This window comes from Rhodanobacter sp. B04 (assembly GCF_002001125.1).
GTDB lineage: Bacteria > Pseudomonadota > Gammaproteobacteria > Xanthomonadales > Rhodanobacteraceae > Rhodanobacter.
The window spans coordinates 421,878-443,986 of sequence record NZ_MUNV01000005.1 but is presented as its reverse complement, the minus strand read 5'-3'; the positions used below and the strand labels follow the sequence as shown (position 1 = coordinate 443,986).

Sequence of the window (22,109 nt, the reverse complement as noted above, 5' to 3'; positions counted from 1 at the left end):
GTGGACGTGCAAGAGTATACCCGCACTCTACGTGAAGGAAGCATCGTGGCTACTCTCATGCCCTTACCTGACTAGGCAGCGTTTGCTATCTAAAATTCTGTCCAGAATGCTTTGGAATAGCTCCTCTCGATAGGCACAAAAAAGCCGTGCCGGGCGTACCCGGCACGGCTTTTGAACGAAGACGCCTGTCAGTGCGTCCCGGTAGTTGCGGCCTTTTTCCCGCCGCTACTCCCGCTGGCGACGACAATCACGCCGACGGCTGCGATACCTGCCACGACATAAAACGGGGTCAGATCACCCAGAGACTCCGTGCTGGCAGTCTTTGCACCAGGTACGGACGGTGCGAGGCTAGCGGGTGGAGGCGGTGCAGATTGCTGGCCACCTTGCGGCGAAGCCGGCTGAGCAAATGCAGAGCCCATCAGGCCTGCGGCCAGAAGCGCAACGATCAACTTCTTCATGGATAAGGTCCCCGGGTAACCGCGCTTTCACAAATTGTAGGCGCGCCTGCATTGAGTATAGCTGCAATGAAGCTGAAGGGTCCATATGCATCAAATCTTAGATAAGCCTTTCATGTACATGGTATTGGCTATACTAGCCGGCCGACCGGAAGGCATAGTTGTACATGTCGAGATGGGTATGTACATGGGCGTGTGGGAAGAGATGCTGAGAGGAGCCGCTGGCTTGGTTGGATGTACCTGCAAGCAGCGAGATCACCAGCGATTGTCCCGATCTCTAGCAGGGCTTGAGGAGTATTTCAGTACAGTGTTCAAACGGATATTGATTGTTTGTATAGGCAACATCTGTCGTAGTCCGACAGCCGAATACCTGTTACGTCAACATCTGGTATCACGTGATATCCAGCTTGGTAGTGCAGGTCTAGGTGCGCTGATAGGGGGCGGGATGGATGCTGCCGCGTTACAGCTGCTAGCGGAGCATGGCATAGATGGAACGGCGCATCGTGCGCGCCAGCTTACCCCGGCTATGTTGCGCGAGGCTGATCTAGTGCTCAGCATGGAAAAAAGTCATGTGGGCGCCATGACGCGGTTGGCCCCCGAAGCTAACGGCAAGATCTTTTTGCTGGATAAATGGTTGTTGGGACGTGATATTCCCGACCCGTATCGTCAGCAGCGAGAAGCTTTCGATCATGTTTACGGCATGATCAAGCAAGGCGTTGATAGCTGGCTGCGTTACCTCTAAGCATCATCAAATAAACTAAGGGACAACCACCTCGATGGCCGCTACACAAGACCTATCGCAGCGCGATGACGAAATTGATCTGGGTGCGTTGCTAGGCACGCTAAATGACCATAAATGGTTGATCGGTATTGTCACTGGCATATTTTTCCTGATCAGCATCGCATATGCATTGCTGGCCACTTCGATCTATCAGGCTAATGCAGTCGTTCAAGTTGAGCAGAAGGTACCGGATCTACCGGGCTTAAGCGCGATCACGCAGACGCTCGGTGCTTCCAACTCGGAGGCAACAACTGAGATTGCATTGATTACTTCACGGACCGTGATTGGCAAGGCAGTTAATAACCTAAATCTGACCATGGAGGTTAGTCCGCAGCGATTTCCACTAATCGGAAATTTCATTGCGGGCCATTATTCGCCTGAGCAATCTGGTGCAGTGGCTCCAGCTAAATTGGGACTGAGTCGTTATGACTGGGGTGGAGCAAAACTGGATATCTTCCAGATGGATGTCCCTACCTCTCTGTTAGACAAACCATTAGTCCTGATCGCAGGTGAGCGCGGAACTTATACGCTGCTGGACAATGATGGCGGCACCTTGGTCAACGGCCAAATGGGACAGTACGTCAGTGGGCATGGTGTGACTATGCAGGTTAAAGACCTGGTCGCCAATCCTGGGACGCATTTTAATGTCATCCGTCATCGTGAGTTGGCGGTCATCAACAACTTGCAACAGAGCATCAATGCCAGTGAGCAGGGCAAGGATTCCGGCATCATTGCGTTGACTTACGAAAGTGCAGATCCTGAGTTGGCTGCTCAACTACTTGACCAAGTCAGTGAAATTTATGTGCGACAGAATGTGGACCGCAATTCGGCTGAGGCGGCAAACAGTCTGAAATTTGTCAAAGAGCAACTGCCCAATGTGCGTCGTGATCTTGAAAAAGCCACTGCAGCACTGAATGCATTCCAGATTCGCGCAAATTCCGTAGATATCACGATGCAGACCAAGGCACTGCTGACCCAGGAGGTCGCGGTTGAAACCAACATCCAGCAGTTGCGCATGCAACTGGCTGACATTGAGCGTAGGTTTACTCCGCAACACCCGGCTTATCAGGCGCTGATGCAACAGATCGGTCAGCTGCAGGCGCAAAAGGATGGCATAGACAAGCAGGTCGGCAACCTGCCGGATACCCAACAGGAACTGCTCCGGTTGACCCGCGATGTCCAGGTGAGCAATCAAACCTACACGGGCCTGCTTAATCAGGCCCAGCAGCTGGATATTGGCCGCGCCGGCACGGTGGGCAATGTACGCATTGTCGACAAGGCGGCAGTGGATGTTACTCAGCCAGTCAGACCGAAAAAACTGGTGGTTGTATTTGGAGGCACGTTCCTCGGCAGCTTTCTAGCGATTGCTTTCGTGTTCCTGCGCCAGATGCTCAATCGTGGCGTGGAAGATCCCTCTGCCATCGAACAGCTCGGTCTGCCGGTGTACGCCTCGATTCCGATCAGTGTGGGAGAGCAAGCGATCTCCATGCACGGCAAACATGTGCATCGTGACGGTAAACAACATCTGCTGGTGATAAATTCCCCGGCGGACCTGGCTACTGAAGCCTTGCGCAGCCTGCGCACCAGCCTGCATTTCGCCCGCCTGGAGGCGAAAAACAATGTGTTGATGATATCCGGTTCCAGCCCCGAAGCTGGTAAGACCTTCGTTTCCGCCAATTTGGCGGCTGTCGTTGCCCAGAGCGGTCAGCGGGTGTTGCTGATTGACGGCGACATGCGCAAAGGTGCATTGCACAAAGTGGTGGGCGGCAAAGCCGATAACGGCCTTTCCGAACTGATTTCGGGTCAGGTTGATCTAGAGGCAGCGACTCGCATGATTGCGCCTTTGGATAGCCTGTACTTCATCTCCCGTGGCCAAATACCGCCGAATCCCTCCGAGCTGCTGATGAACGCCAAGTTCACCGCATTGCTAGATCAACTGAAGCCACTGTACGACTTGATCATCATTGATACTCCACCGATTCTGGCGGTTACCGATGCCGCCATCATTGGCCATCAGGCTGGTACCAGCTTGCTGGTGGTGCGCTTCGCCCTAAATCAGGCGCGCGAAATCGCGTTGGCCAAACAGCGCTTCGAGCAGAATGGTGTGGAGGTCAAGGGCGCCATCTTCAACGCCGTGGAGAAGCGCAGTGCGGGCTATTACTCCTACGGCTACTACGAGTACAAGACTGCCAAGTGAGTTTGTAGCTAAGGTAGGGTTTGCATTTACCCGTCATTGCGGCACAGATCTAGTCTGGAAATGGCGGGTTGACAATCGATTAGGGAAACGCATCGGGACATAAAAGCAACGGCCGGAATTCTCCGCCAGTCTTTCTCGATCGCCCGGCCTATGTTGAGACGACAGCAGGCTCCCCACAGACATCGCCATACGGAAGCACCATGCAGCAACTGGACAACGTGAAGATCGCCATTATTGGTTTGGGTTATGTGGGATTGCCGCTGGCGGTGGAATTTGGCAAGCAGTTCGACACGGTTGGCTTTGATATTCGTGCAACCCGTGTAGGTGAATTGCGTGCAGGCCGTGACAGCACACTGGAAGTGGAGAGCGATGAGCTGTCTGCTGTCGCCCGTTTGCATTACAGCGCGGAGCTGGAGGATATCCGCAAGTGCAATGTCTATATTGTCACCGTACCTACTCCGATTGATGCTGCCAAGCGGCCCGACCTCACCCCCCTGATCAAGGCCAGCCAGAGCATCGGCAAAGTGCTTAAACCTGGCGACGTTGTGGTCTACGAGTCCACCGTGTATCCCGGTTGTACTGAAGAGGTTTGTGTTCCGGTTCTTGAACAGGTATCCGGATTGCAGTTCAACCAAGATTTCTTCGTCGGATACAGTCCCGAGCGGATCAACCCAGGCGACAAGCAGCATAGGGTCACGACTATTCTCAAGGTGACGTCGGGCTCCACCCCTGAAACAGCCGACTTCGTCGATAGCCTGTACTCCAGCATCATCACCGCTGGCACGCACAAGGCTAGTTCGATCAAGGTGGCCGAGGCTGCCAAAGTTATCGAGAATACACAGCGCGATCTCAATATTGCCTTGGTCAACGATTTGGCTATGTTGTTCAACAAGCTCGGCATCGATACATTGGAGGTGCTGCAGGCAGCAGGAACCAAATGGAACTTCTTGCCCTTTCGTCCGGGCTTGGTCGGCGGTCATTGCATCAGCGTGGACCCGTACTACTTGACGCATAAGGCGCAAGAGGTAGGCCACCACCCAGATGTCATTCTGGCGGGGCGCCGCACCAATGACGGCATGGGGCCGTACATCGCCAACGAAGTGATGCGGCTGATGGTGCGTAAAGGCATTAACCCGGTTGAGGCACGCATTCTCGTGCTCGGTTTGGCGTTCAAGGAGAACTGTCCCGATTTGCGCAATACCCGAGTGGTGGACATTGTGCAGGCATTACATGGTTACAACGCGACAGTGGATATCCATGACCCTTGGGTGGACGCTATCGAGGCGGCACATGAATACGGGCTGACACTTGTTGCTCAGCCAGCCCAAGGTTCATACGACGCGGTGATTGTGGCAGTTGGTCATCAACAGTTCGCAAGCATGGGGGCCAAAGGCATTCGTGCGTTCGGTAAATCAGCATGTGTGATTTATGACGTGAAATACGTGCTGCCCCGTGAGTCGGTAGACGGGAGGCTGTGAGCATGAAGGTGCTGGTTACAGGCACGGCGGGCTTCATCGGCTCGCACGTCGCCTTGAAGTTGCTTGAGCGCGGTGACGAAGTTGTCGGCTTCGACAATCTCAATGATTACTACGATGTCAACTTGAAGAAGGCGCGCCTGGCGCGCCTCACGAATCATTCGAGGTACGCGCATGTAGAGGGTGACCTGGCTGATCGCGCTGCCGTGGAGAGGGCATTCCAAACGCATAAGCCACAGCGCGTGATCAACCTGGCGGCACAGGCTGGTGTGCGGTATGCCGCACAGAACCCTCACGTGTATGTCAGCAGCAACGTCACCGGATTCCTGCATATCCTCGAAGGTTGCCGTCATCACGGTGTGGAGCATCTGGTATTCGCTTCCACCAGCTCGGTCTACGGCGCCAACACCAGAATGCCGTTCTCGGAGCATCAATCCACCGAGCATCCGTTGACGCTTTATGCCGCTACCAAGAAAGCCAACGAGCAGATGGCGCACAGCTATGCGCATCTCTATGGCATTCCCAGCACAGGTTTGCGTTTCTTCACCGTATACGGACCGTGGGGGCGGCCGGACATGGCGCTCTTTCTGTTCACCAAGGCCATCCTTGCCGGTGAACCGATCAAGGTTTTCAACCATGGCCAGCACAAGCGCAGCTTCACCTACATCGATGACATCGTTGAGGGTGTGGTCCGGGTACTCGACAAGGTGCCTGGCAAGAATCCGGATTGGGACGGCAACGCGCCCGATCCAGCCAGCAGCGGTGTGTCGCCGTACCGCATCTACAACATAGGCAACGAACAGCCGGTGGAGTTGTTGCGCTACATCGAGGTTCTGGAGCAATGCCTTGGTCGCAAGGCGCACATGGATATGATGCCCTTGCAGCCTGGTGATGTGCCGGATACCGAAGCTGATGTTTCGGAACTTGCACTGGCCATCGGATATCGGCCAAAGGTATCGGTAGAAGAAGGTGTGGCGAATTTCGTTGACTGGTACAAACACTATTACTCGTGATTGAAGGCAGGCACACAGATTTCATGAAGAACTTTGCCCTCATTGGTGCTGCTGGCTACATCGCCCCGCGTCACATGCAAGCAATCAAGGATACGCGCAACCAGTTGGTTGCTGCTTATGACCCGAACGATTCCGTCGGCATCATCGACAGTCACTTTCCGGATGCCGACTTCTTCACCGAGTTCGAGCGCTTTGACCGGCATGTGGACAAATTGCGTCGTGCCAAGCACGACAACAAGATCGATTACATATCGATCTGTTCACCGAATTACCTGCACGATTCGCATATGCGCTTTGCGCTGCGTTCCGGTGCGGATGCGATCTGTGAGAAGCCTTTGGTGCTGAACCCGTGGAATATCGATGGTCTGCAGGAGATCGAGAAGGACACTGGCTGCAAGGTCAACACGATCCTGCAACTTCGCCTGCATCCAGCGATCATTGGGCTGCGCGAGAAAGTGCGGAATGGCAAGCATGACCGTAAGCACGAAGTAGACCTGGCCTACATTACCTCGCGTGGCCACTGGTACCTGCAGTCGTGGAAGGGCGATACCAAGAAGTCTGGTGGTATCGCCACCAATATCGGCGTGCATTTCTTTGACATGCTGCACTTCATCTTTGGCGAGATGCAGGACAATGTCGTGCATCACGTCAGCGACACCAAGGCCGCTGGTTTCCTGGAATACGAGCATGCCCGCGTGCGCTGGTTCCTCTCCGTGGATGTGGAAGACGTGCCCGGCGCGCTGCGTGCTGCAGGTCAACGCACGTTCCGTTCGATCACCGTGGACGCCGAGGAGATCGAGTTCTCTGGTGGTTTTACCGATCTGCATACGCGCAGCTATCAGGAAATCCTTGCCGGCCACGGCTATGGACTGGAGGCGAACCGCACCGCCATCACTACGGTGGCGACGATTCGCAATGCGCAGCCCATAGGCTTGCAGGGAAGCTACCATCCGTTCCTCAACCGTTGCCGCTGAGCATGCCTTCATGAGTTTCTACCAACATCCCAGCGCTATCGTTGACGACGGCGCGCAAATTGGCGAAGGCTCACGCATCTGGCACTTCGTCCATATCTGCGGCGGAGCGCGTATCGGCAGAGGTGTATCACTCGGGCAGAATGTATTCGTCGGCAGCAAAGTGGTGATCGGAGACCACTGCAAGATCCAGAACAACGTATCCGTGTACGACAACGTCACCCTGGAAGAAGGCGTCTTCTGCGGACCAAGCATGGTATTCACCAATGTATATAACCCGCGGTCACTGATCGAACGCAAGGACCAGTACCGCGACACCCTGGTGAAGAAAGGTGCCACGCTAGGCGCCAACTGCACCATCGTTTGTGGGATCACTGTTGGTGAATTCGCCTTCGTCGGTGCGGGCGCGATGGTCAACAAGGACGTGCCGGCCTATGCCTTAACCGTGGGTGTGCCGGCGCGACAGATTGGCTGGATGAGCGAATTCGGAGAACAGCTCGAGTTGCCGCTGCAAGGCAATGGCGAAGTTGTGTGCGAGCACACTGCCGCACGCTATGTGCTCAATGGTCATCAGCTGGTCAAATTGGATGCAACAGCATGATCGAGTTCAATGACCTGAAGGCCCAGCAGGCACGTATCAAGGACAAGATCGATGCGGGCATCCAGCGTGTACTGGCACACGGCCAGTACATCCTGGGACCTGAAGTGGCCGAGCTGGAGGAAAAACTGGCTGCGTTTGTCGGTGCCAAGCACTGCATCAGCTGTGCTAATGGCACCGATGCGCTACAGATTGCCTTGATGGCATTGGGTATCGGTCGGGATGACGAAGTCATCACACCGGGCTTCAGTTACATCGCAACCGCCGAGACAGTCGCGCTGCTTGGCGCAAAGCCGGTGTATGTAGATATCGATCCGCGTACTTACAATATGGATCCACCGCTGCTGGAGGCCGCGATCACGTCGAAGACTCGCGCCATCATTCCCGTTTCGCTGTATGGGCAGTGTGCGGATTTCGACGCCATCAACGCCATCGCCGGACGGCATGGCATTCCAGTGATCGAGGACGCGGCACAGAGTTTCGGTGCCAGTTACAAGGGGCGCCATTCGTGCAACTTGAGCACGATTGCCTGCACCAGCTTTTTTCCGAGCAAGCCATTGGGCTGCTACGGAGACGGTGGCGCCATGTTTACGAACAATGATGAGCTGGCTGTCGTACTGCGCCAGATCGCCCGCCATGGCCAGGATCGTCGATATCACCATATACGTGTCGGGGTGAATAGCCGACTGGACACTTTGCAGGCAGCAATTTTGCTGCCCAAGTTGGAAATCCTGGATGAAGAAATCGAACTTCGCCGCCAGGTAGCGAATAGCTATCACCATCTGTTGGGCGAAGTGGGCATTAACAGCACCCCACACATCGAGCCGGGCAACCAAAGTGTGTACGCGCAATACACCATTCGTGTAGACCACCGAGAGCAAGTGCAAGCTAGATTGAAGGAGGCGGGAATTCCCACTGCAGTGCATTACCCTTTGCCGCTGAACAAGCAGCCCGCTGTTAGCAACGACAGCAGCAATCTCCCGGTGGGTGATCTGGCTGCTAAACATGTGCTGAGCCTGCCGATGGATGCATATTTATCTTTAGACAAGATGAAAGTGATAGCGGCTGAGCTTCACCATGTCTGCTCGGGCGTCTGCGAAGAACAGTGAAATGCCTGTAGCGCCGTGGCGCCGATATATTATGTATCAAGATCAAAAGTATTTCGTTCAAGATTTTCGGGTGCTCGATTAACAATAAGCATTGTCTCAATCGGAAAGGTCGATATGAAAAATCTGATCAAAAAGATACCTGTGATTGGGCCATTCGCTCGAAGCGTATACAAAAAATGGCTAAAGCCATCCAAGCCATTCCAAGACTCTGAGAGTTACTGGGTCGATCGATATAAGTCCGGAGGCAATTCCGGCGCTGGTTCATATAATCGACTGGCCGACTTCAAGGCAGATGTGTTGAACGGCTACGTGGCGAAAAATAATATCCGTAGTGTCATAGAATTTGGCTGTGGAGATGGCAATCAACTGAAGCTGGCACGTTATCCGTCATACGTCGGATTTGATGTGAGTCCCGATATCGTGGCCACATGCGGAAAGATTTTTGAAACGGATACAACAAAAACATTCAAGCTGGTCAAGGATTATGCTGGAGAGACCGCTCAGCTAGCGTTGTCACTCGATGTTATCTATCATCTTATCGAAGATAATGTGTTTGAAAAATATATGGAAACACTATTCGATTCGGCACAAAGCTATGTGATTGTTTATTCATCCGATAAGAGTGACAAGCAGACATCTCATGTCAGGCATCGCAATTTCACCAAGTGGGTGGCTGAAAATCGGCGAGAATGGGAAATGCTTGAGCACGTACCCAATCGTTATCCGTACGCTGGAGACAATGCGACTGGATCGCTCGCAGACTTTTTTATATATGGGAAAATGCCGTCGGCATAGCATTTTTGAAAGTTTTTGTTCCAAGCAATACCGATGGACCAGCTTATTGTGCATGTTTTGATCATTCCATCGTGGTATCCCGATAAGCCGGGAGATATTACCGGAAGCTTCTTCCGAGAGCAGGCAATGGCTCTGCAACGATCCGGGTGCGTCGTGGGTGTGATTTATCCGCAGCTGAAATCGTTGCGGAATTGGCGTTCGGCTGCATCTGCAGCTTGCCGGACGCTGGAATTTGACGGAGCAATCCCGACACTTCGATCTCGCGGAGTGAACTGGTTTCCGCTCTTGCATGGTGCTGCATCGAGACTATGGTCACGACATGGGCTTGAGCTGTACAAAAACTATGTCAGCCAGTTCGGCAAGCCGGACATCATTCATGCGCATTCGGCACTTTACGCGGGCGAGCTTGCGAGGTTGCTATCGCAGCATGAATCCGTTCCCTTTGTGATTACCGAGCATAGCTCATCATTCTCCCGTGGCAGGGTAAGCAAGACACAGGCAAGGATCGCCAAGCAGGTATTCAATGAGGCGCACAGGAAATTTGCCGTGAGCGAACGGTTTGCATCTTTTCTCGACAATTATTTTGATGAAGAACCGTCGAGCTGGGAGGTGATGCCGAATATAGTCGACGGCATATTCCAGAACGTAATTGTGGAGAAGAGCCTCATCGACAAACATTTTGTGTTTGTAAGTATCGCGATGCTTGTTGAAGGCAAGGGTATTCACCATTTGATCACTGCCTTTGCCAAGGCGTTCTCGTCTGACCCACAAGTGGTTTTGAAAATTGGCGGCGACGGACCAGAACGGTCTCGTCTTGAACGCTTGGCCAAAACATTGGGGGTGTACAACCGGGTGGATTTTCTCGGCTCACTTACCCGGGCAGATGTGGTGCGTGAGATATCCAGTGCGGATGTCTTGGTTCACCCCAGCAGTTACGAAACTTTCGGTGTCGTCCTGATCGAGGCGCTTGCCTTAGGCAAGCCGGTAGTAGCAACCCGATGCGGCGGCCCAGATTCCATTGTGAGGGATCGTGACGGCATGCTTGTTCCAGTAAATGATGATGCCAGTTTGGCCATGTCAATGTCTGCAATTCGAGACAGGATCAGCGAATACGACCCCGAAGAGATTCGCCAATCATGTCTAGCGAGATTTGGCGAGCATGCGATCGTGGAGCGCCTCAAGAAGGTGTACACCGAAGTACTGGATAAGCTATCTACCGATGGAGTAAATCAAGTGCCTGGGCTAATTCACTAATGCTATCCGCATGAGCAAGATGAAAGTTGCGGGCTTTGCGCTCGGTCCCCTGGGTTCAGCCCTGATCGGTTTTGTAACTCTTCCGATGCTTGCGTGGTTCTTTACCGCTGAAGATATCGGTCGCATATCCATGCTTCAGGTGGCAACAAATTTTGCGGTCATACTTTTCACATTTGGTCTTGATCAAGGCTATGCACGCGAATATCACGAAGTCAGTGACAAGTCTGCTCTATTGAAAGCAGCGGTGGCGCCTGGGTTGCTTGCGTTGCTGATGCTCATGGTGGCTCTGTTGAGCTTTGATCCAGCCCTGCTTTCCAGATGGCTATTTGTTCTGAACGAACCAATGTTCAGCGCAGTAGCTGCATTCACGATTGTGGCAACCTTTGTTTCCAAGTTTTTTTCGATTATTTTGCGCATGGAAGAAAAAGGCTTCGCATTTTCCATAAGCCAGATTCTGCCCAAGGCACTCTTTTTGGCCATTGTTGCAGCGTATGCGCTATTCGGTGCGAAATACAATTTCTCCAAATTGCTGCTTGCCAATGCAGCTGCAGCTGCAGCAGTGACACTGATATATGGTTGGAACACAAGGCATGCGTGGATTCCGGCCCTTTCCTCATCAATCGACAGGGCGCAGGCAGGCCGTTTGCTGAACTTTGGCTTTCCACTGATTTTTGGCGGTCTTGCCTCATGGGCATTCATGGCAATGGATCGGTTGTTTCTGCGCGATATGTCCACTCTGACAGAGCTCGGCATTTTTTCGGTCTCGGCCAGCGTCGCCGCGGCGGCGGGCATTGTCTCGGGAATTTTCACCACGATCTGGGCACCGACCGTCTATCGGTGGGCGGCTGCGGGTGCTGCCAGACAGAAAATCGAGAATGTAACTACGCATCTGTTGGCGGCCATTCTTTCGATCTTTGTAATTACCGGATTGTTCTCGTGGGTGATATCTTATTTACTTCCGCATGCCTATGACCGAGTTCAATATTTGGTGGTAGCCAGTCTGGCACCGCCATTGCTTTATGCGCTGTCCGAATGCACGGCGATTGGCATTGCATTGGCCCGAAAAAGCATATATTCCATGCTGGCATCATTTATTTCAGCAGCCGTAAATTTTCTGGGAAATTATTTACTTGTGCCGAGATTTGGTGCGAGCGGAGCAGTGATTTCAACGGCTGTTTCCTTTATGGTTTTCCTTATCGTAAAAACAGAATTTTCTTGCCACGTCTGGCACGCTGTGCCGCGAACTCGGCTGTACAGCACGATGGCGTTGGTCACAAGCGCTGCGATCTGTTTTGTCCTGTTCGGCGAGAATAATAGATTATTATTCACGAGTATCTGGGTGGGTATTGGATCGATAGTTTTTGTCTGGTTTCGATCATCTATGCGGTTGGCTATGCATGCATGTGCGCACATTTTTCTTGAAGTGCGACGAAAGATTTTTAGTCGTGCAAATGAATATCGATAGTATGGTGAGACGGGTCGAAATTACGTTGTTTACGCTCTCTCCTTTCACTTACTTGAGGTCGATTATGAAATAAGCCTATCGATGGTATTTAGTGATTTTAACCGTGCTTGCAAAATTTATTGGGTAGCAACGTGAAAATTATCACCATAGTCGGTGCAAGGCCTCAATTTATTAAGGCTGCCGTTGTATCGCGTGCATTTGCCAATCAACGCTCTGATGTTCAGGAATTGATAGTGCACACGGGACAACATTATGACGCCAACATGTCGGATGTGTTTTTTGATGAACTGGACATTCCGCGACCAAAACATCATCTAGGGATTGGCGGTGGCACGCATGGTCAGAATACTGGGCGCATGATTGAGAAGATCGAAGCGCTATTGCTGACTGAACAACCTGACTGGATGTTGGTTTACGGTGATACTGATAGCACGCTTGCAGGTGCGCTTGCGGCGTGCAAGCTGCATGTCCCTGTTGCGCATGTTGAAGCCGGACTACGCTCTTATAATCGACGCATGCCTGAAGAAATCAACCGACTCCTGACTGATCATGTCGCCAGTCTATTGCTGGTGCCCAGTGAGCGAGCGCGTTGCAATCTACATAACGAAGGAATCAGCGGACCGAAAGTACAGGTGGTCGGCGACGTGATGTACGACGCCGCGCTTTATTATCTTAAAAAAGCCCGAAGACCTACTGTGCCGGTGCTAGATAACCTCGTCGAAAATGAGTTCGTGCTCTGTACCATTCATCGCGCCGAAAACACTGACGATGTCACGAGACTGACGAACATTCTTAGCGGTCTTGCTGCGCTGCCCACAGCGGTAATCCTGCCACTACATCCGCGAACGCGCGCGCGGATGACTAGTTCCGGGATCGAGTTTCCTGCCAACGTTCGCGTAATCGAGCCAGTGGGCTATCTGGAAATGGTCTGGCTGGAAGCACACTGCAGACTGGTACTCACTGATTCCGGCGGTGTACAGAAGGAAGCTTATTTTCACGGCAAACCCTGCATCACACTTCGCGATGAAACAGAGTGGGTTGAACTAGTGGAGATAGGAGCGAATTGCATCGTTGGTGCTTCTGCAGCGGCGCTGGAAGCGGCTTACGAGCGAATGCTATCAGGCCATATCTCTACAACCGTACAGCCTTACGGTAAGGGGCGCGCCGCCGAGCTCGTCGTAAAAGCGCTGTGAGTGCCATTGTAGACATGCTATACGGCAATTTCAGTGACCGTATCCAGGACAAACAAGTTGAGAGCCCATGGTGAGAAAGATTAATTTGTTCATCTTCGCGACCCATCACTCGTCCAACAACATTGCTTCGCAGCGGTTCAAGGGGCTGGTGAAATATCTGGATTTTCAGAAATATCGGGTCTTCATTTTTTCTCGCGAACCTAAAGAGGAAGCTAGTGCCCATACATTTCACAGTGATGCTGATATCACTGTGATGAACTTTCCAGGACATTGCGTCGGCAATGAATCTTCGGCATTGGGCTCGCTTCTGGCTTTGTTATCGGCGTTCTTTTCTTTTGCCCCGTTCCTCGTCAACCGGTTGTTCGGACGTAGTAATAGGGCATGGTTGATACATGCGTTGGTTGCGGCAGACACATTGTGTCGCGAGCGGCTGAAGAATGGTGAGCCATGCATTGCCATCGGTACTTACTCACCGATCGATGCGCTGGTTGCCGCGCGTTGTCTTTCCGTCAGGCATCAGATCCCTTGTCAGCAGGATTTCAGAGATGGGCTGACGTTCGAAGCACTCGGCAAACAGGGTAGGTTCAGGTCATTGATGAAGGCCCTCGTCGAGGAAAGAGTGGTCAGTGAATCCATATTGGTCACATCCGTGAGCAGGGCGCTGGTGGATGATTTCGAGCGACGCTACGCAGGCAAGAAAGTCGGTTTGATGCCGAATGGCTACGATCCAGCTGATTTTATCGTGCAAGAAGATGCAAACAGTGTTGCCGCCACTAATCTCGTGGCGCAAAAAGTTCCGCCAGATAAGCATTTGATCGGCCATTTCGGCCGCATTAGCGCGAGTGACCAGACCCGTATTGGAAGTCTGGAGTGCTTCGTGCGTTCGATGAACGCAAGTGCGGGTGCACGGCAGTACGCTCACGCACTTTTTGTCGGAGAATTGACAGCGCCAGAACACGATATTATCAGTCGACTGGAATGCACGTATAGCACGGTCGACTCGGTGGCGCGTCCGGTTGCGTTGCGACTGATGAAGCATTGCGAAATATTGCTGCTGATCACCGGTGATGGCACAGGTTGCGCGACAGGTAAATTGTTCGAGTATCTCGCAGCTGGTTCAGAAGTAATCTGCTTCTCCGGCGTCGTGAATGAGGCATCCCATATTCTTTCCGAGACAGGCGCCGGCGAGACCGTGCTGAAAACCGAAGATGCGAAGGCACAAGAACTGCTCAACAATGTGTTCACAGCGTCGCGACATACAATCGTGCGGCGGAAAATTGGTGTTTACAGCAAGGTCGAGCAGGTCAAACAGTTCGACCGATGGCTGACTGGCATGGTGGCTTGATGCGTCGCGAGCTTGTATGTCGGACACAACGCTCGACGATTTCCGTCGGGCGAGACGATGCGGGGGAGCGATATGACCACTGACGTGGGTTTGCCGGCGCCCGCCGGACGTGTCATGTCACGGCAAGGGCACGTGCCGCGGTCGAGTAGCCCGTGGCAACGCGTGTTGACTCAAGGCAGCATGTTCGTTGGCGCCGCCATGCTATTGCTGTTCCTGTCGGTGGTCATTCCGAATTCGCTGCAGATACCCACTGCCGTCATGCTGGCAATCTGCTTTCTACTGTGCCTGCCCGGCTTCAGGATGGTGCGCGGGCTAAAGACGGTCTTCATTTTCTATACGTGTTCGGCGACGGTGACGGTTCTCTTCATGGCCGTGGGCTTCTTGAGCGCAGCGCCGTTGATGGCCGCGGTACAGATTCCGGCGATTTACCTTGTCTCGCCATTTCTGTGGATCGTCATTGCTGCGCGGCTATTCAATCAGCTGGGTGAGGATCGGCTGGTCGAATGGCTTGTCTGGCTGGCCATCTTGTGTTGTTGCAGCGTGGCGATGTACTTCTATCTGTATAACACCCGTGGAGCAGATGCGGTTTCGTTCTTTACAGAATCGGCGAATGTAAATACGAAAGACGGCTATGCCGGTGCAGTAATGCATGTCTATGGATCGTTGATCTTCCTATGCGGTGGATTTTTCAGTTCGCCAGAACTGATCCGCAACAGGTTGCTGCGGCTGGTTCTGCTGGCATCGTTGCTTGTATGTGCGATCACGTCGGGGCGTGCGGCGCTCATCTTGTCAGTGCCGCTTGGATTGCTGTTGGGCATGGTACTCACGCCGCGCACAATCGGCAGTCAGGGGCGTCGATCGGTGATTACACAGGTCATGAAATACGGCTTGCCGGTGGCTTTTGCAGTCATCCTGGTCATGCTGGCGCTCAGTCAGTTCACCAAGATCAATCTGTCGCTTATTCTTGGTGGCGTCGCGAATAAGGTTGCGTCTGGTGGTGGCGACGAACGTGTAGGGCAGGCGCATGCTCTTTACGAAGGTATCCTGAATAGCGGTGGGATGGGCGTCGGACACGGCATCGGCGTGTCTTTCATTCGTAGCTCGGATTATCCGTGGCGCTACGAACTGGTATGGTTGGCGACTGTGCTACGAGTTGGCATCCTTGGTGCCCTCGTATATGCCGCGTTGTTTTTCGTGTATATCGCCAAGGTGCTGAAGATCGCGCTACAGCGTCGTCTCACGCCAGGCATGAAGTTTATGTTCTGTGGCTTCATCTGCGCATTCATTGCGTCCAGCACGAATCCATATATCGAAGCTTTCGCATTTCAGTGGATGTACGTACTCCCTGTGGTGGGTTTCTTTGTGGAACATTCGGCCGCACGGATGTCGGCTCCGAAATGAAGCAGCTCAAGGTAACCCTGTACTCGAAGTATTCGCGTATGGGCGCGAGTTCACGCCTGCGCAGCCTGCAGTACGTGCCGGTACTTGAGCAGCAAGGTATCGAAGTGCAAGTGCGCGAGCGTTTTTCGGATGCCTATCTGAAAGCTCGCTACGGCGGCAACCTGCTTGCGCTTGGCAAACAGGTCTGGAGGAGCTATTGGCAGCGCATCGTGCAACTTTCCCGCAAGGATGAGTACGATGTGGTGTGGCTTGAGGGTGAGCTTTTCCCGAAATTGCCATATTGGTTCGAATCAATGCTTCGTCGAACGGCTACGCCATACGTGGCTGACTACGACGATGCGCTATTCCACAACTACGATATGGCACGAAATCCGCTGGTCAGGTACGCACTCGGTCGCAAGATCGACAAAGTCATGCAGCACGCAGCCTGCGTGATCGCCGGTAACGGTTATCTCGCTGCACGCGCTACCCAAGCGGGCGCGAAACGGGTCGAGATCATCCCCACGGTGGTAGATCACCGACGTTATGCGGTAGTGACACATGGGGAGCGGGCGCAGCCTGTGATCGGCTGGATTGGTTCACCGAGCACGCAGAAGTACCTGCTTGATATCCGCGATGCACTGCGGCAGGTATGCGCAAAGCATGATGCGCGATTGCTGCTGGTCGGTGCCAGTGCGCAGATGGGCGAGCAGCTGGCGGGAATACCCATCGAGATTGTGCCCTGGAGTGAAGCAAGTGAGGCGGCCAGCATCGCCCGCATGGATATCGGTGTCATGCCGCTGATTGATGGTCCGTGGGAGCGAGGCAAGTGCGGCTACAAGCTGATCCAATACATGGCCTGCGGATTACCTGTCGTGGCATCGCCAGTGGGAGTCAATACGGACATCGTGCAGCACGGCACCAGCGGTTTTCTGGCTGCGGACACTATTGCCTGGCAAGAGAGCCTGGCTCGACTGGTACTGGATGTCTCCTTGCGCCGGCGCATGGGTCGCTCCGGACGTGAGCGGGTCGAGCACGAATATTGCCTTGAGGTACAGGCTCCACGACTGGCAGAAGTGCTGCGCAGTGTGGGTATCGGTGGAGTATCGCGACGCGATGGTGCCGCTATGGCATGACAGAATTGGACCAGGCGCCATGGGAGATGGGCGCATAACGCAATGGTTTCCAGAGCTCGCTTGAATGACCTTTCTTTTAATCGCCAGCTTCGCCGACTCGGTCCTGCATTTTCGCGGACCACTGATCGATGCACTGCAGGCGCGCGGCCTCGTCGTGCATGTGGCAGCCCCGGATCTGGCGCAAGGTTCGATGATGCGTACGCAGTTGCAGGCACGAGGCGTCATGGTGCACGACATCCCATTGCAGCGCACCGGCATGAATCCATTGGCAGACTTGCGTACGCTATTCCATCTGAAGAGGTTGATGCGCACGATAGGCCCCGACATCGCTCTGGCCTACACGATCAAGCCGGTAATCTATGGCTCGCTTGCGGCACGGTTGGCTCGCGTGCCGCGACGTTACGCGCTGATCACCGGGCTGGGTTATGCATTCACTGGCAATGACTCAAGCGACAGGAGCCGGCGTGGTCTGTTGCGTTCCCTGGCGCAGCGCCTGTACAGGCTGGCATTGGGAGGTGTGCACAAGGTGTTGTTTCAGAATCCGGACGACGAAGCTCTATTTCGAAAACTCGGTATCTTGCCATCGACAACGCCATCGTTCGTGGTCAATGGCTCCGGCGTCGACGTGGCAGCGTACAACGTGACGCCGCTGCCTACATCGCCGAGCTTTCTGCTCATCGGACGCCTGCTCGGCGACAAGGGTGTGCGCGAATACGTCGAGGCTGCGCGACGCATCCACGCAATGCATCCGCAGGTGCGTTTTACACTGGTCGGATGGATCGATGAGAACCCGGACGCGATTACGCAGCAGGAACTTGCCCAATGGATAGCTGAAGGCACGCTCGAGTTCGCTGGGCGCCTGAGTGACGTACGGCCAGCCATTGCTGCATGCAGTGTGTATGTACTGCCCTCGTACCGCGAGGGCACACCGCGCACCGTTCTGGAAGCGATGGCGATGGGCCGCGCGGTGATTACCACGGATGCTCCAGGTTGTCGCGAGACAGTGACCGATGGCGACAACGGTTTTCTGGTGCCGGTGAAATCGGTAGATGCGCTGGTGGCAACGATGCGCCGCCTCATCGACGAACCTGCGTTGATAGAGCGCATGGGTCGGCGCTCGCGTGAAATTGCCGAATACAAATATGACGTGCACAAGGTCAATCAATCAATGCTCGTGCAGATGGGTATCGCTTGAGCAGCCAGTTGCGAGGAAAAAATATGCAGGCAATACAGGAAACAGACGCCCGTTTTGACGCGGTGCTTGGCGTCGTGCGGAGCATTTATGGCGATGGGCCGATTCCGCTGCATCGGCCAGTGTTCGAAGGTAACGAGAAGCGGTACCTTTTAGATTGCATCGAATCGAACTTCGTATCCTCAGTCGGCAAGAAGGTGGTGGAATTCGAGCAGCAACTTGCCACATTCACCGGCGCAAAGCATGCCATTGCCACTGTCAATGGCACCGCGGCATTGCATGTGGCAATGCAACTGACCGGGGTGGATCGCGATAGTGAGGTCATTACCCAGGCATTGACCTTCATCGCGACCTGCAACGCGATTGCGTACTGCGGTGCGCATCCCGTGTTCGTCGATGTGGATCGAGAGACGATGGGCCTGAGTCCGGATGCTCTACGAGCGTTTCTGGCCACGAAGGTCGTTCGTCGCGATGGCAATGCATTCAACATGGCGACTGGTCGTCGGATCGCCGCCTGCGTGCCGATGCATACGTTTGGCCATCCGTGCCGGATCCAGGAGATCGTTGCGCTATGCGACGAATACGGCATCCCTGTGATCGAAGACGCTGCCGAGTCGCTTGGAAGCTACCGCGATGGCCGTCATACCGGCACTTTCGGCAAGCTGGCAACGCTGAGCTTCAATGGCAACAAGGTGATCACTACCGGTGCTGGCGGCATGATCCTCACGGACGATAGCGAACTGGCAAAGCGCGCAAAGCACATCACCACTACCGCGAAGGTGCCGCATCCGTATGAGTTCGTGCACGACGAGACTGGCTACAACTATCGTCTGCCGAACTTGAATGCTGCGCTCGGCTGCGCGCAGATGGAGCGGTTGCCGGAATTTCTCGAAATCAAAGCGGCCGTTGCCGCTCGTTACGCGGCATTCTTCGCAGGACAGGGCATGCACTTTGTGCACTCGCCTGTTGGTGCTATTTCCAACTACTGGCTCAATGCACTCGTGCTAGATTCGCTGGCCGAGCGTGAGGCGTTTCTCGAATACAGCAACAGCCGCGGTGTGATGGTCCGGCCGATCTGGCGGCTGATGACGCGGCTGCCCATGTTCAGTGACTGCGAGCATGATGGTCTGGAAAATTCGCGCTGGCTGGAGGATCGCGTCGTCAATATTCCATCCAGTGTCCCCGATCATGCTTTGAAGGTGGTGAATCCATGAATCTGCTTGAGATGATCGGTCGTGAGCGCCAGCTATTCGATCTGGACGTGCAGCGAGAGGAAAAGTTGCTGTCAGAAAAGGTGGCTGCAGGGCGCTTCCTGGTGATCGGTGGCGCTGGCTCAATCGGACAGGCGGTAACGCGCGAAATCTTCAAGCGAAAACCGCGGGCGCTGCACGTGGTGGATATCAGCGAGAACAACATGGTCGAGCTGGTACGCGACATTCGCAGCACGCTTGGCTATATCGACGGCGATTTCCGCACTTTCGCGATCGACTGTGGTGGCCGGGAGTTCGATGCGTTGATGCGCAGCGAGGGTGGTTACGACTATGTGCTCAACCTCTCTGCACTCAAGCATGTGCGCAGCGAGAAGGACCCGTTCACCCTGATGCGGTTGATCGAGGTAAACGTGCTCAACACGATCCGCACGATAAAGCAGGCGCACGAACACGGAGCCAGGAAATATTTCTGCGTGTCCACCGACAAGGCAGCAAACCCGGTCAACATGATGGGCGCGAGCAAGCGCATCATGGAAATGTTCCTGATGCGCGCGAGCGCACAATTGCCGATCTCCACCGCGCGCTTCGCCAACGTGGCGTTTTCTGACGGCTCCTTGCTGCACGGCTTCAACCAGCGCTTTGCCAAACGTCAGCCGATCTCCGCGCCGAACGATGTGCGTCGCTACTTCGTCACGCCACAGGAATCCGGTGAGCTATGCCTTCTGTCGTGCCTGCTCGGTGACAACCGCGACATTTTCTTTCCCAAGCTCAGCGAGCATCTGCACCTCACCCGTTTCTCCGACATCGCGGTACGCTATCTGCAAAACCTCGGTTATGAGGCTTATGAATGTGCCAGCGAGGACGAGGCACGTTTGCGTACCGGCGAACTCATCGCGCAACGCAAGTGGCCTTGCTATTTTTTCGCCAGCGACACTACCGGCGAAAAGGACTTCGAGGAATTCTTCACCCATGCCGAAACTCTGGACATGGCACGCTTTGAAAGTATCGGTGTGATCAAGAACGAACCGGTATACGACGAGGCACGGCTGGAGCACTTTCTCATCACGATCAGCTCGATCCGTTCAGGCGCAAGCTGGGACAAGCGTGAGATTGTCGATCTCTTCAATCACATGATTCCGGATTTCGCGCACAAGGAAACCGGCAAGTACCTCGACAGCAGGATGTGAGCATGCAACGTTTCTTCGACATAGCTTTATCCCTGCTTGCGTTGCTGGTGCTCTCGCCGCTGTTGATCCCAGTATTGATCATCCTGCGCCTTAGCGGTGAAGGCGAGATCTTTTACGTGCAGCAACGGGTTGGTCGTAGTGGCAAACTGTTCGGGCTGCTCAAGTTGGCAACCATGCTGAAGAACAGCCCGAACCTCGCCACCGGTACGGTCACCGTGAAGGACGATCCACGTGTACTGCCCATAGGCAGGTTCCTGCGCAAGACGAAACTCAACGAGCTGCCGCAGCTGATCAATATCCTCAAGGGCGACATGAGCATCATCGGGCCGCGCCCGCAGACCCAGCGCTGCTTCGATGCATTTTCCGAGGCGGTACAGGAGCAGGTCATCAAGGTGCGGCCGGGCCTGTCCGGCATCGGGTCGATCGTGTTTCGCGACGAGGAAAATCTGATGCATGGTCATGTCGAGCAAGAGCGCTATTACGATGAAGTGATTGCCCCGTATAAGGGGGTGCTTGAAGAGTGGTATGTGGCCAATCAGGGGCTGCGCAGCTACTTCATGCTGATCGTAATAACCGCCTGGGTCGTGATCTCCCCGAGGTCGTCGATTGTCTGGCAAGCCTTCGATAACTTGCCTCGCCCACCCGCTGGGTTGGCTGAAGTGCTTGGTACGTGATGTGAACACGCATGCCATGAGCAAGCGTGAACTGTATCGTCAAGTCGCGGCCCTGCATGTCGCGAACATTGATCAGGGTTTCTTGTCGCTGCTTGGTGTGCGCTTCGTGTCGCTGATGTATCAGGCGATCGACGAGGGCGAGGAAAGCGTGTTGCTGGTTATTGAGCGTGATGATCGTGTGATCGGTTTTGTTGCCGGTGGCAGCGGCATGAGGCCGATCTATCGCCGGATGTTGCGTCATGCTCCACGGGTGATGCTCGCGTTACTGCCCTCGCTGTTCTCGCTGCGCCGGGTTAGACGAATGCTTGAGATACTGCGTTATAGCCACAGAAATGATCGGTCGGTGCACCTGCCACGTGCCGAGCTGTTGAGCATCGCGGTGGATCCGGCCTATCGGGGCCAGCAGCACGCCGAAACACTCTATCGAAAGCTGACAGAAATTTTCAGCCGCCAAGGTATCGATGAGTTCAAGATCATAGTGGGCACGGCATTGGCGCCGGCACACAGGTTCTATCGGCGCATGGGTGCACTGCCGATTGCGGAGATCGAGGTCCATCAGAACGAAGCATCGACGATTTATAGCCAGCGGTTGTCAATGACTATCGATGCGGCAGAATGAACCACCAATACGCCGGCGATTGCAGGCAGTGTATCGGTCAGCATCAGAACCGGAGTAAG

The 22,109-nt window shown here is 54.2% G+C and carries 20 protein-coding genes; 19 read left to right on the top strand and 1 reads right to left on the bottom strand.

All coding sequences use genetic code 11. The features are described 5' to 3' along the window. Positions 1-188: 188 nt before the first annotated feature. Positions 189-458 (bottom strand): hypothetical protein, encoded by a 270-nt coding sequence (locus B0E46_RS17145; RefSeq protein WP_139350382.1) that lies wholly within the window; start codon positions 456-458, stop codon positions 189-191. 85 nt (positions 459-543) lie between these two features. On the opposite strand from B0E46_RS17145, the gene B0E46_RS01930 reads away from it, so the two are divergent. From B0E46_RS01930 to B0E46_RS01840, 19 genes are all read left to right on the top strand, one after another. Continuing rightward, entirely contained in the window at positions 544-1,197 is a 654-nt protein-coding gene (locus B0E46_RS01930; RefSeq protein ID WP_343124466.1) for a low molecular weight protein-tyrosine-phosphatase, read from the top strand. A gap of 34 nt (positions 1,198-1,231) precedes the next feature. Next, positions 1,232-3,433, top strand: coding sequence for a polysaccharide biosynthesis tyrosine autokinase (locus tag B0E46_RS01925; protein ID WP_077553990.1), 2,202 nt, complete (start codon positions 1,232-1,234; stop codon positions 3,431-3,433). 200 nt (positions 3,434-3,633) lie between these two features. Continuing rightward, positions 3,634-4,911, top strand: a complete 1,278-nt coding sequence (tviB, locus tag B0E46_RS01920) for a Vi polysaccharide biosynthesis UDP-N-acetylglucosamine C-6 dehydrogenase TviB (RefSeq protein WP_077553989.1) — start codon at positions 3,634-3,636, stop codon at positions 4,909-4,911. A 2-nt stretch (positions 4,912-4,913) separates the two neighbouring features. Continuing rightward, positions 4,914-5,921 (top strand): NAD-dependent epimerase, encoded by a 1,008-nt coding sequence (locus tag B0E46_RS01915; RefSeq protein ID WP_077553988.1) that lies wholly within the window; start codon positions 4,914-4,916, stop codon positions 5,919-5,921. 23 nt (positions 5,922-5,944) lie between these two features. Then, on the top strand, positions 5,945-6,895 hold the full coding sequence (locus B0E46_RS01910; protein ID WP_077553987.1) for a Gfo/Idh/MocA family oxidoreductase: 951 nt from the start codon (positions 5,945-5,947) through the stop codon (positions 6,893-6,895). A 10-nt stretch (positions 6,896-6,905) separates the two neighbouring features. Further along, positions 6,906-7,493 carry a UDP-2-acetamido-3-amino-2,3-dideoxy-D-glucuronate N-acetyltransferase gene (gene wbpD, locus B0E46_RS01905; RefSeq protein WP_077445855.1) on the top strand — a complete coding sequence of 196 codons (588 nt, stop codon included), beginning with the start codon at positions 6,906-6,908 and terminating at the stop codon, positions 7,491-7,493. After that, entirely contained in the window at positions 7,490-8,599 is a 1,110-nt protein-coding gene (locus B0E46_RS01900) for a DegT/DnrJ/EryC1/StrS family aminotransferase (RefSeq protein WP_077445854.1), read from the top strand. The genes wbpD and B0E46_RS01900 overlap by 4 nt, the downstream gene beginning before the upstream one ends. 114 nt (positions 8,600-8,713) lie before the next feature. Then, the gene (locus tag B0E46_RS01895) at positions 8,714-9,394 is read left to right on the top strand and encodes a hypothetical protein (protein ID WP_174567050.1); all 681 of its coding nucleotides are present in this window, start codon (positions 8,714-8,716) and stop codon (positions 9,392-9,394) included. A 33-nt stretch (positions 9,395-9,427) separates the two neighbouring features. Next, entirely contained in the window at positions 9,428-10,648 is a 1,221-nt protein-coding gene (locus B0E46_RS01890; RefSeq protein ID WP_139350381.1) for a glycosyltransferase, read from the top strand. A gap of 10 nt (positions 10,649-10,658) precedes the next feature. Further along, positions 10,659-12,113 (top strand): oligosaccharide flippase family protein, encoded by a 1,455-nt coding sequence (locus tag B0E46_RS01885; protein ID WP_077445852.1) that lies wholly within the window; start codon positions 10,659-10,661, stop codon positions 12,111-12,113. Between the two features lie 131 nt (positions 12,114-12,244). After that, the gene (gene wecB, locus B0E46_RS01880) at positions 12,245-13,306 is read left to right on the top strand and encodes a UDP-N-acetylglucosamine 2-epimerase (non-hydrolyzing) (protein ID WP_077553985.1); all 1,062 of its coding nucleotides are present in this window, start codon (positions 12,245-12,247) and stop codon (positions 13,304-13,306) included. Between the two features lie 67 nt (positions 13,307-13,373). Then, positions 13,374-14,651 (top strand): glycosyl transferase, encoded by a 1,278-nt coding sequence (locus B0E46_RS01875; protein WP_254424552.1) that lies wholly within the window; start codon positions 13,374-13,376, stop codon positions 14,649-14,651. 72 nt (positions 14,652-14,723) lie between these two features. After that, positions 14,724-16,052: a hypothetical protein gene (locus B0E46_RS01870; protein WP_077445851.1), complete on the top strand. Its 1,329-nt coding sequence runs from the start codon at positions 14,724-14,726 to the stop codon at positions 16,050-16,052. Then, positions 16,049-17,167: a glycosyltransferase family 4 protein gene (locus B0E46_RS01865; RefSeq protein WP_077445850.1), complete on the top strand. Its 1,119-nt coding sequence runs from the start codon at positions 16,049-16,051 to the stop codon at positions 17,165-17,167. Before B0E46_RS01870 ends, B0E46_RS01865 begins: the two co-directional genes overlap by 4 nt. Positions 17,168-17,231: 64 nt before the next feature. Further along, positions 17,232-18,362: a glycosyltransferase family 4 protein gene (locus B0E46_RS01860; RefSeq protein ID WP_077445849.1), complete on the top strand. Its 1,131-nt coding sequence runs from the start codon at positions 17,232-17,234 to the stop codon at positions 18,360-18,362. Further along, positions 18,359-19,573 (top strand): LegC family aminotransferase, encoded by a 1,215-nt coding sequence (locus tag B0E46_RS01855; RefSeq protein ID WP_254425003.1) that lies wholly within the window; start codon positions 18,359-18,361, stop codon positions 19,571-19,573. The genes B0E46_RS01860 and B0E46_RS01855 overlap by 4 nt, the downstream gene beginning before the upstream one ends. Further along, the gene (locus B0E46_RS01850) at positions 19,570-20,757 is read left to right on the top strand and encodes a UDP-N-acetylglucosamine 4,6-dehydratase (RefSeq protein ID WP_077445847.1); all 1,188 of its coding nucleotides are present in this window, start codon (positions 19,570-19,572) and stop codon (positions 20,755-20,757) included. The genes B0E46_RS01855 and B0E46_RS01850 overlap by 4 nt, the downstream gene beginning before the upstream one ends. A 2-nt stretch (positions 20,758-20,759) precedes the next feature. Continuing rightward, positions 20,760-21,431 carry a sugar transferase gene (locus B0E46_RS01845; protein ID WP_077445846.1) on the top strand — a complete coding sequence of 224 codons (672 nt, stop codon included), beginning with the start codon at positions 20,760-20,762 and terminating at the stop codon, positions 21,429-21,431. A gap of 16 nt (positions 21,432-21,447) precedes the next feature. Further along, positions 21,448-22,050 carry a GNAT family N-acetyltransferase gene (locus B0E46_RS01840; RefSeq protein WP_077553983.1) on the top strand — a complete coding sequence of 201 codons (603 nt, stop codon included), beginning with the start codon at positions 21,448-21,450 and terminating at the stop codon, positions 22,048-22,050. The last annotated feature ends 59 nt before the right edge of the window (positions 22,051-22,109 follow it).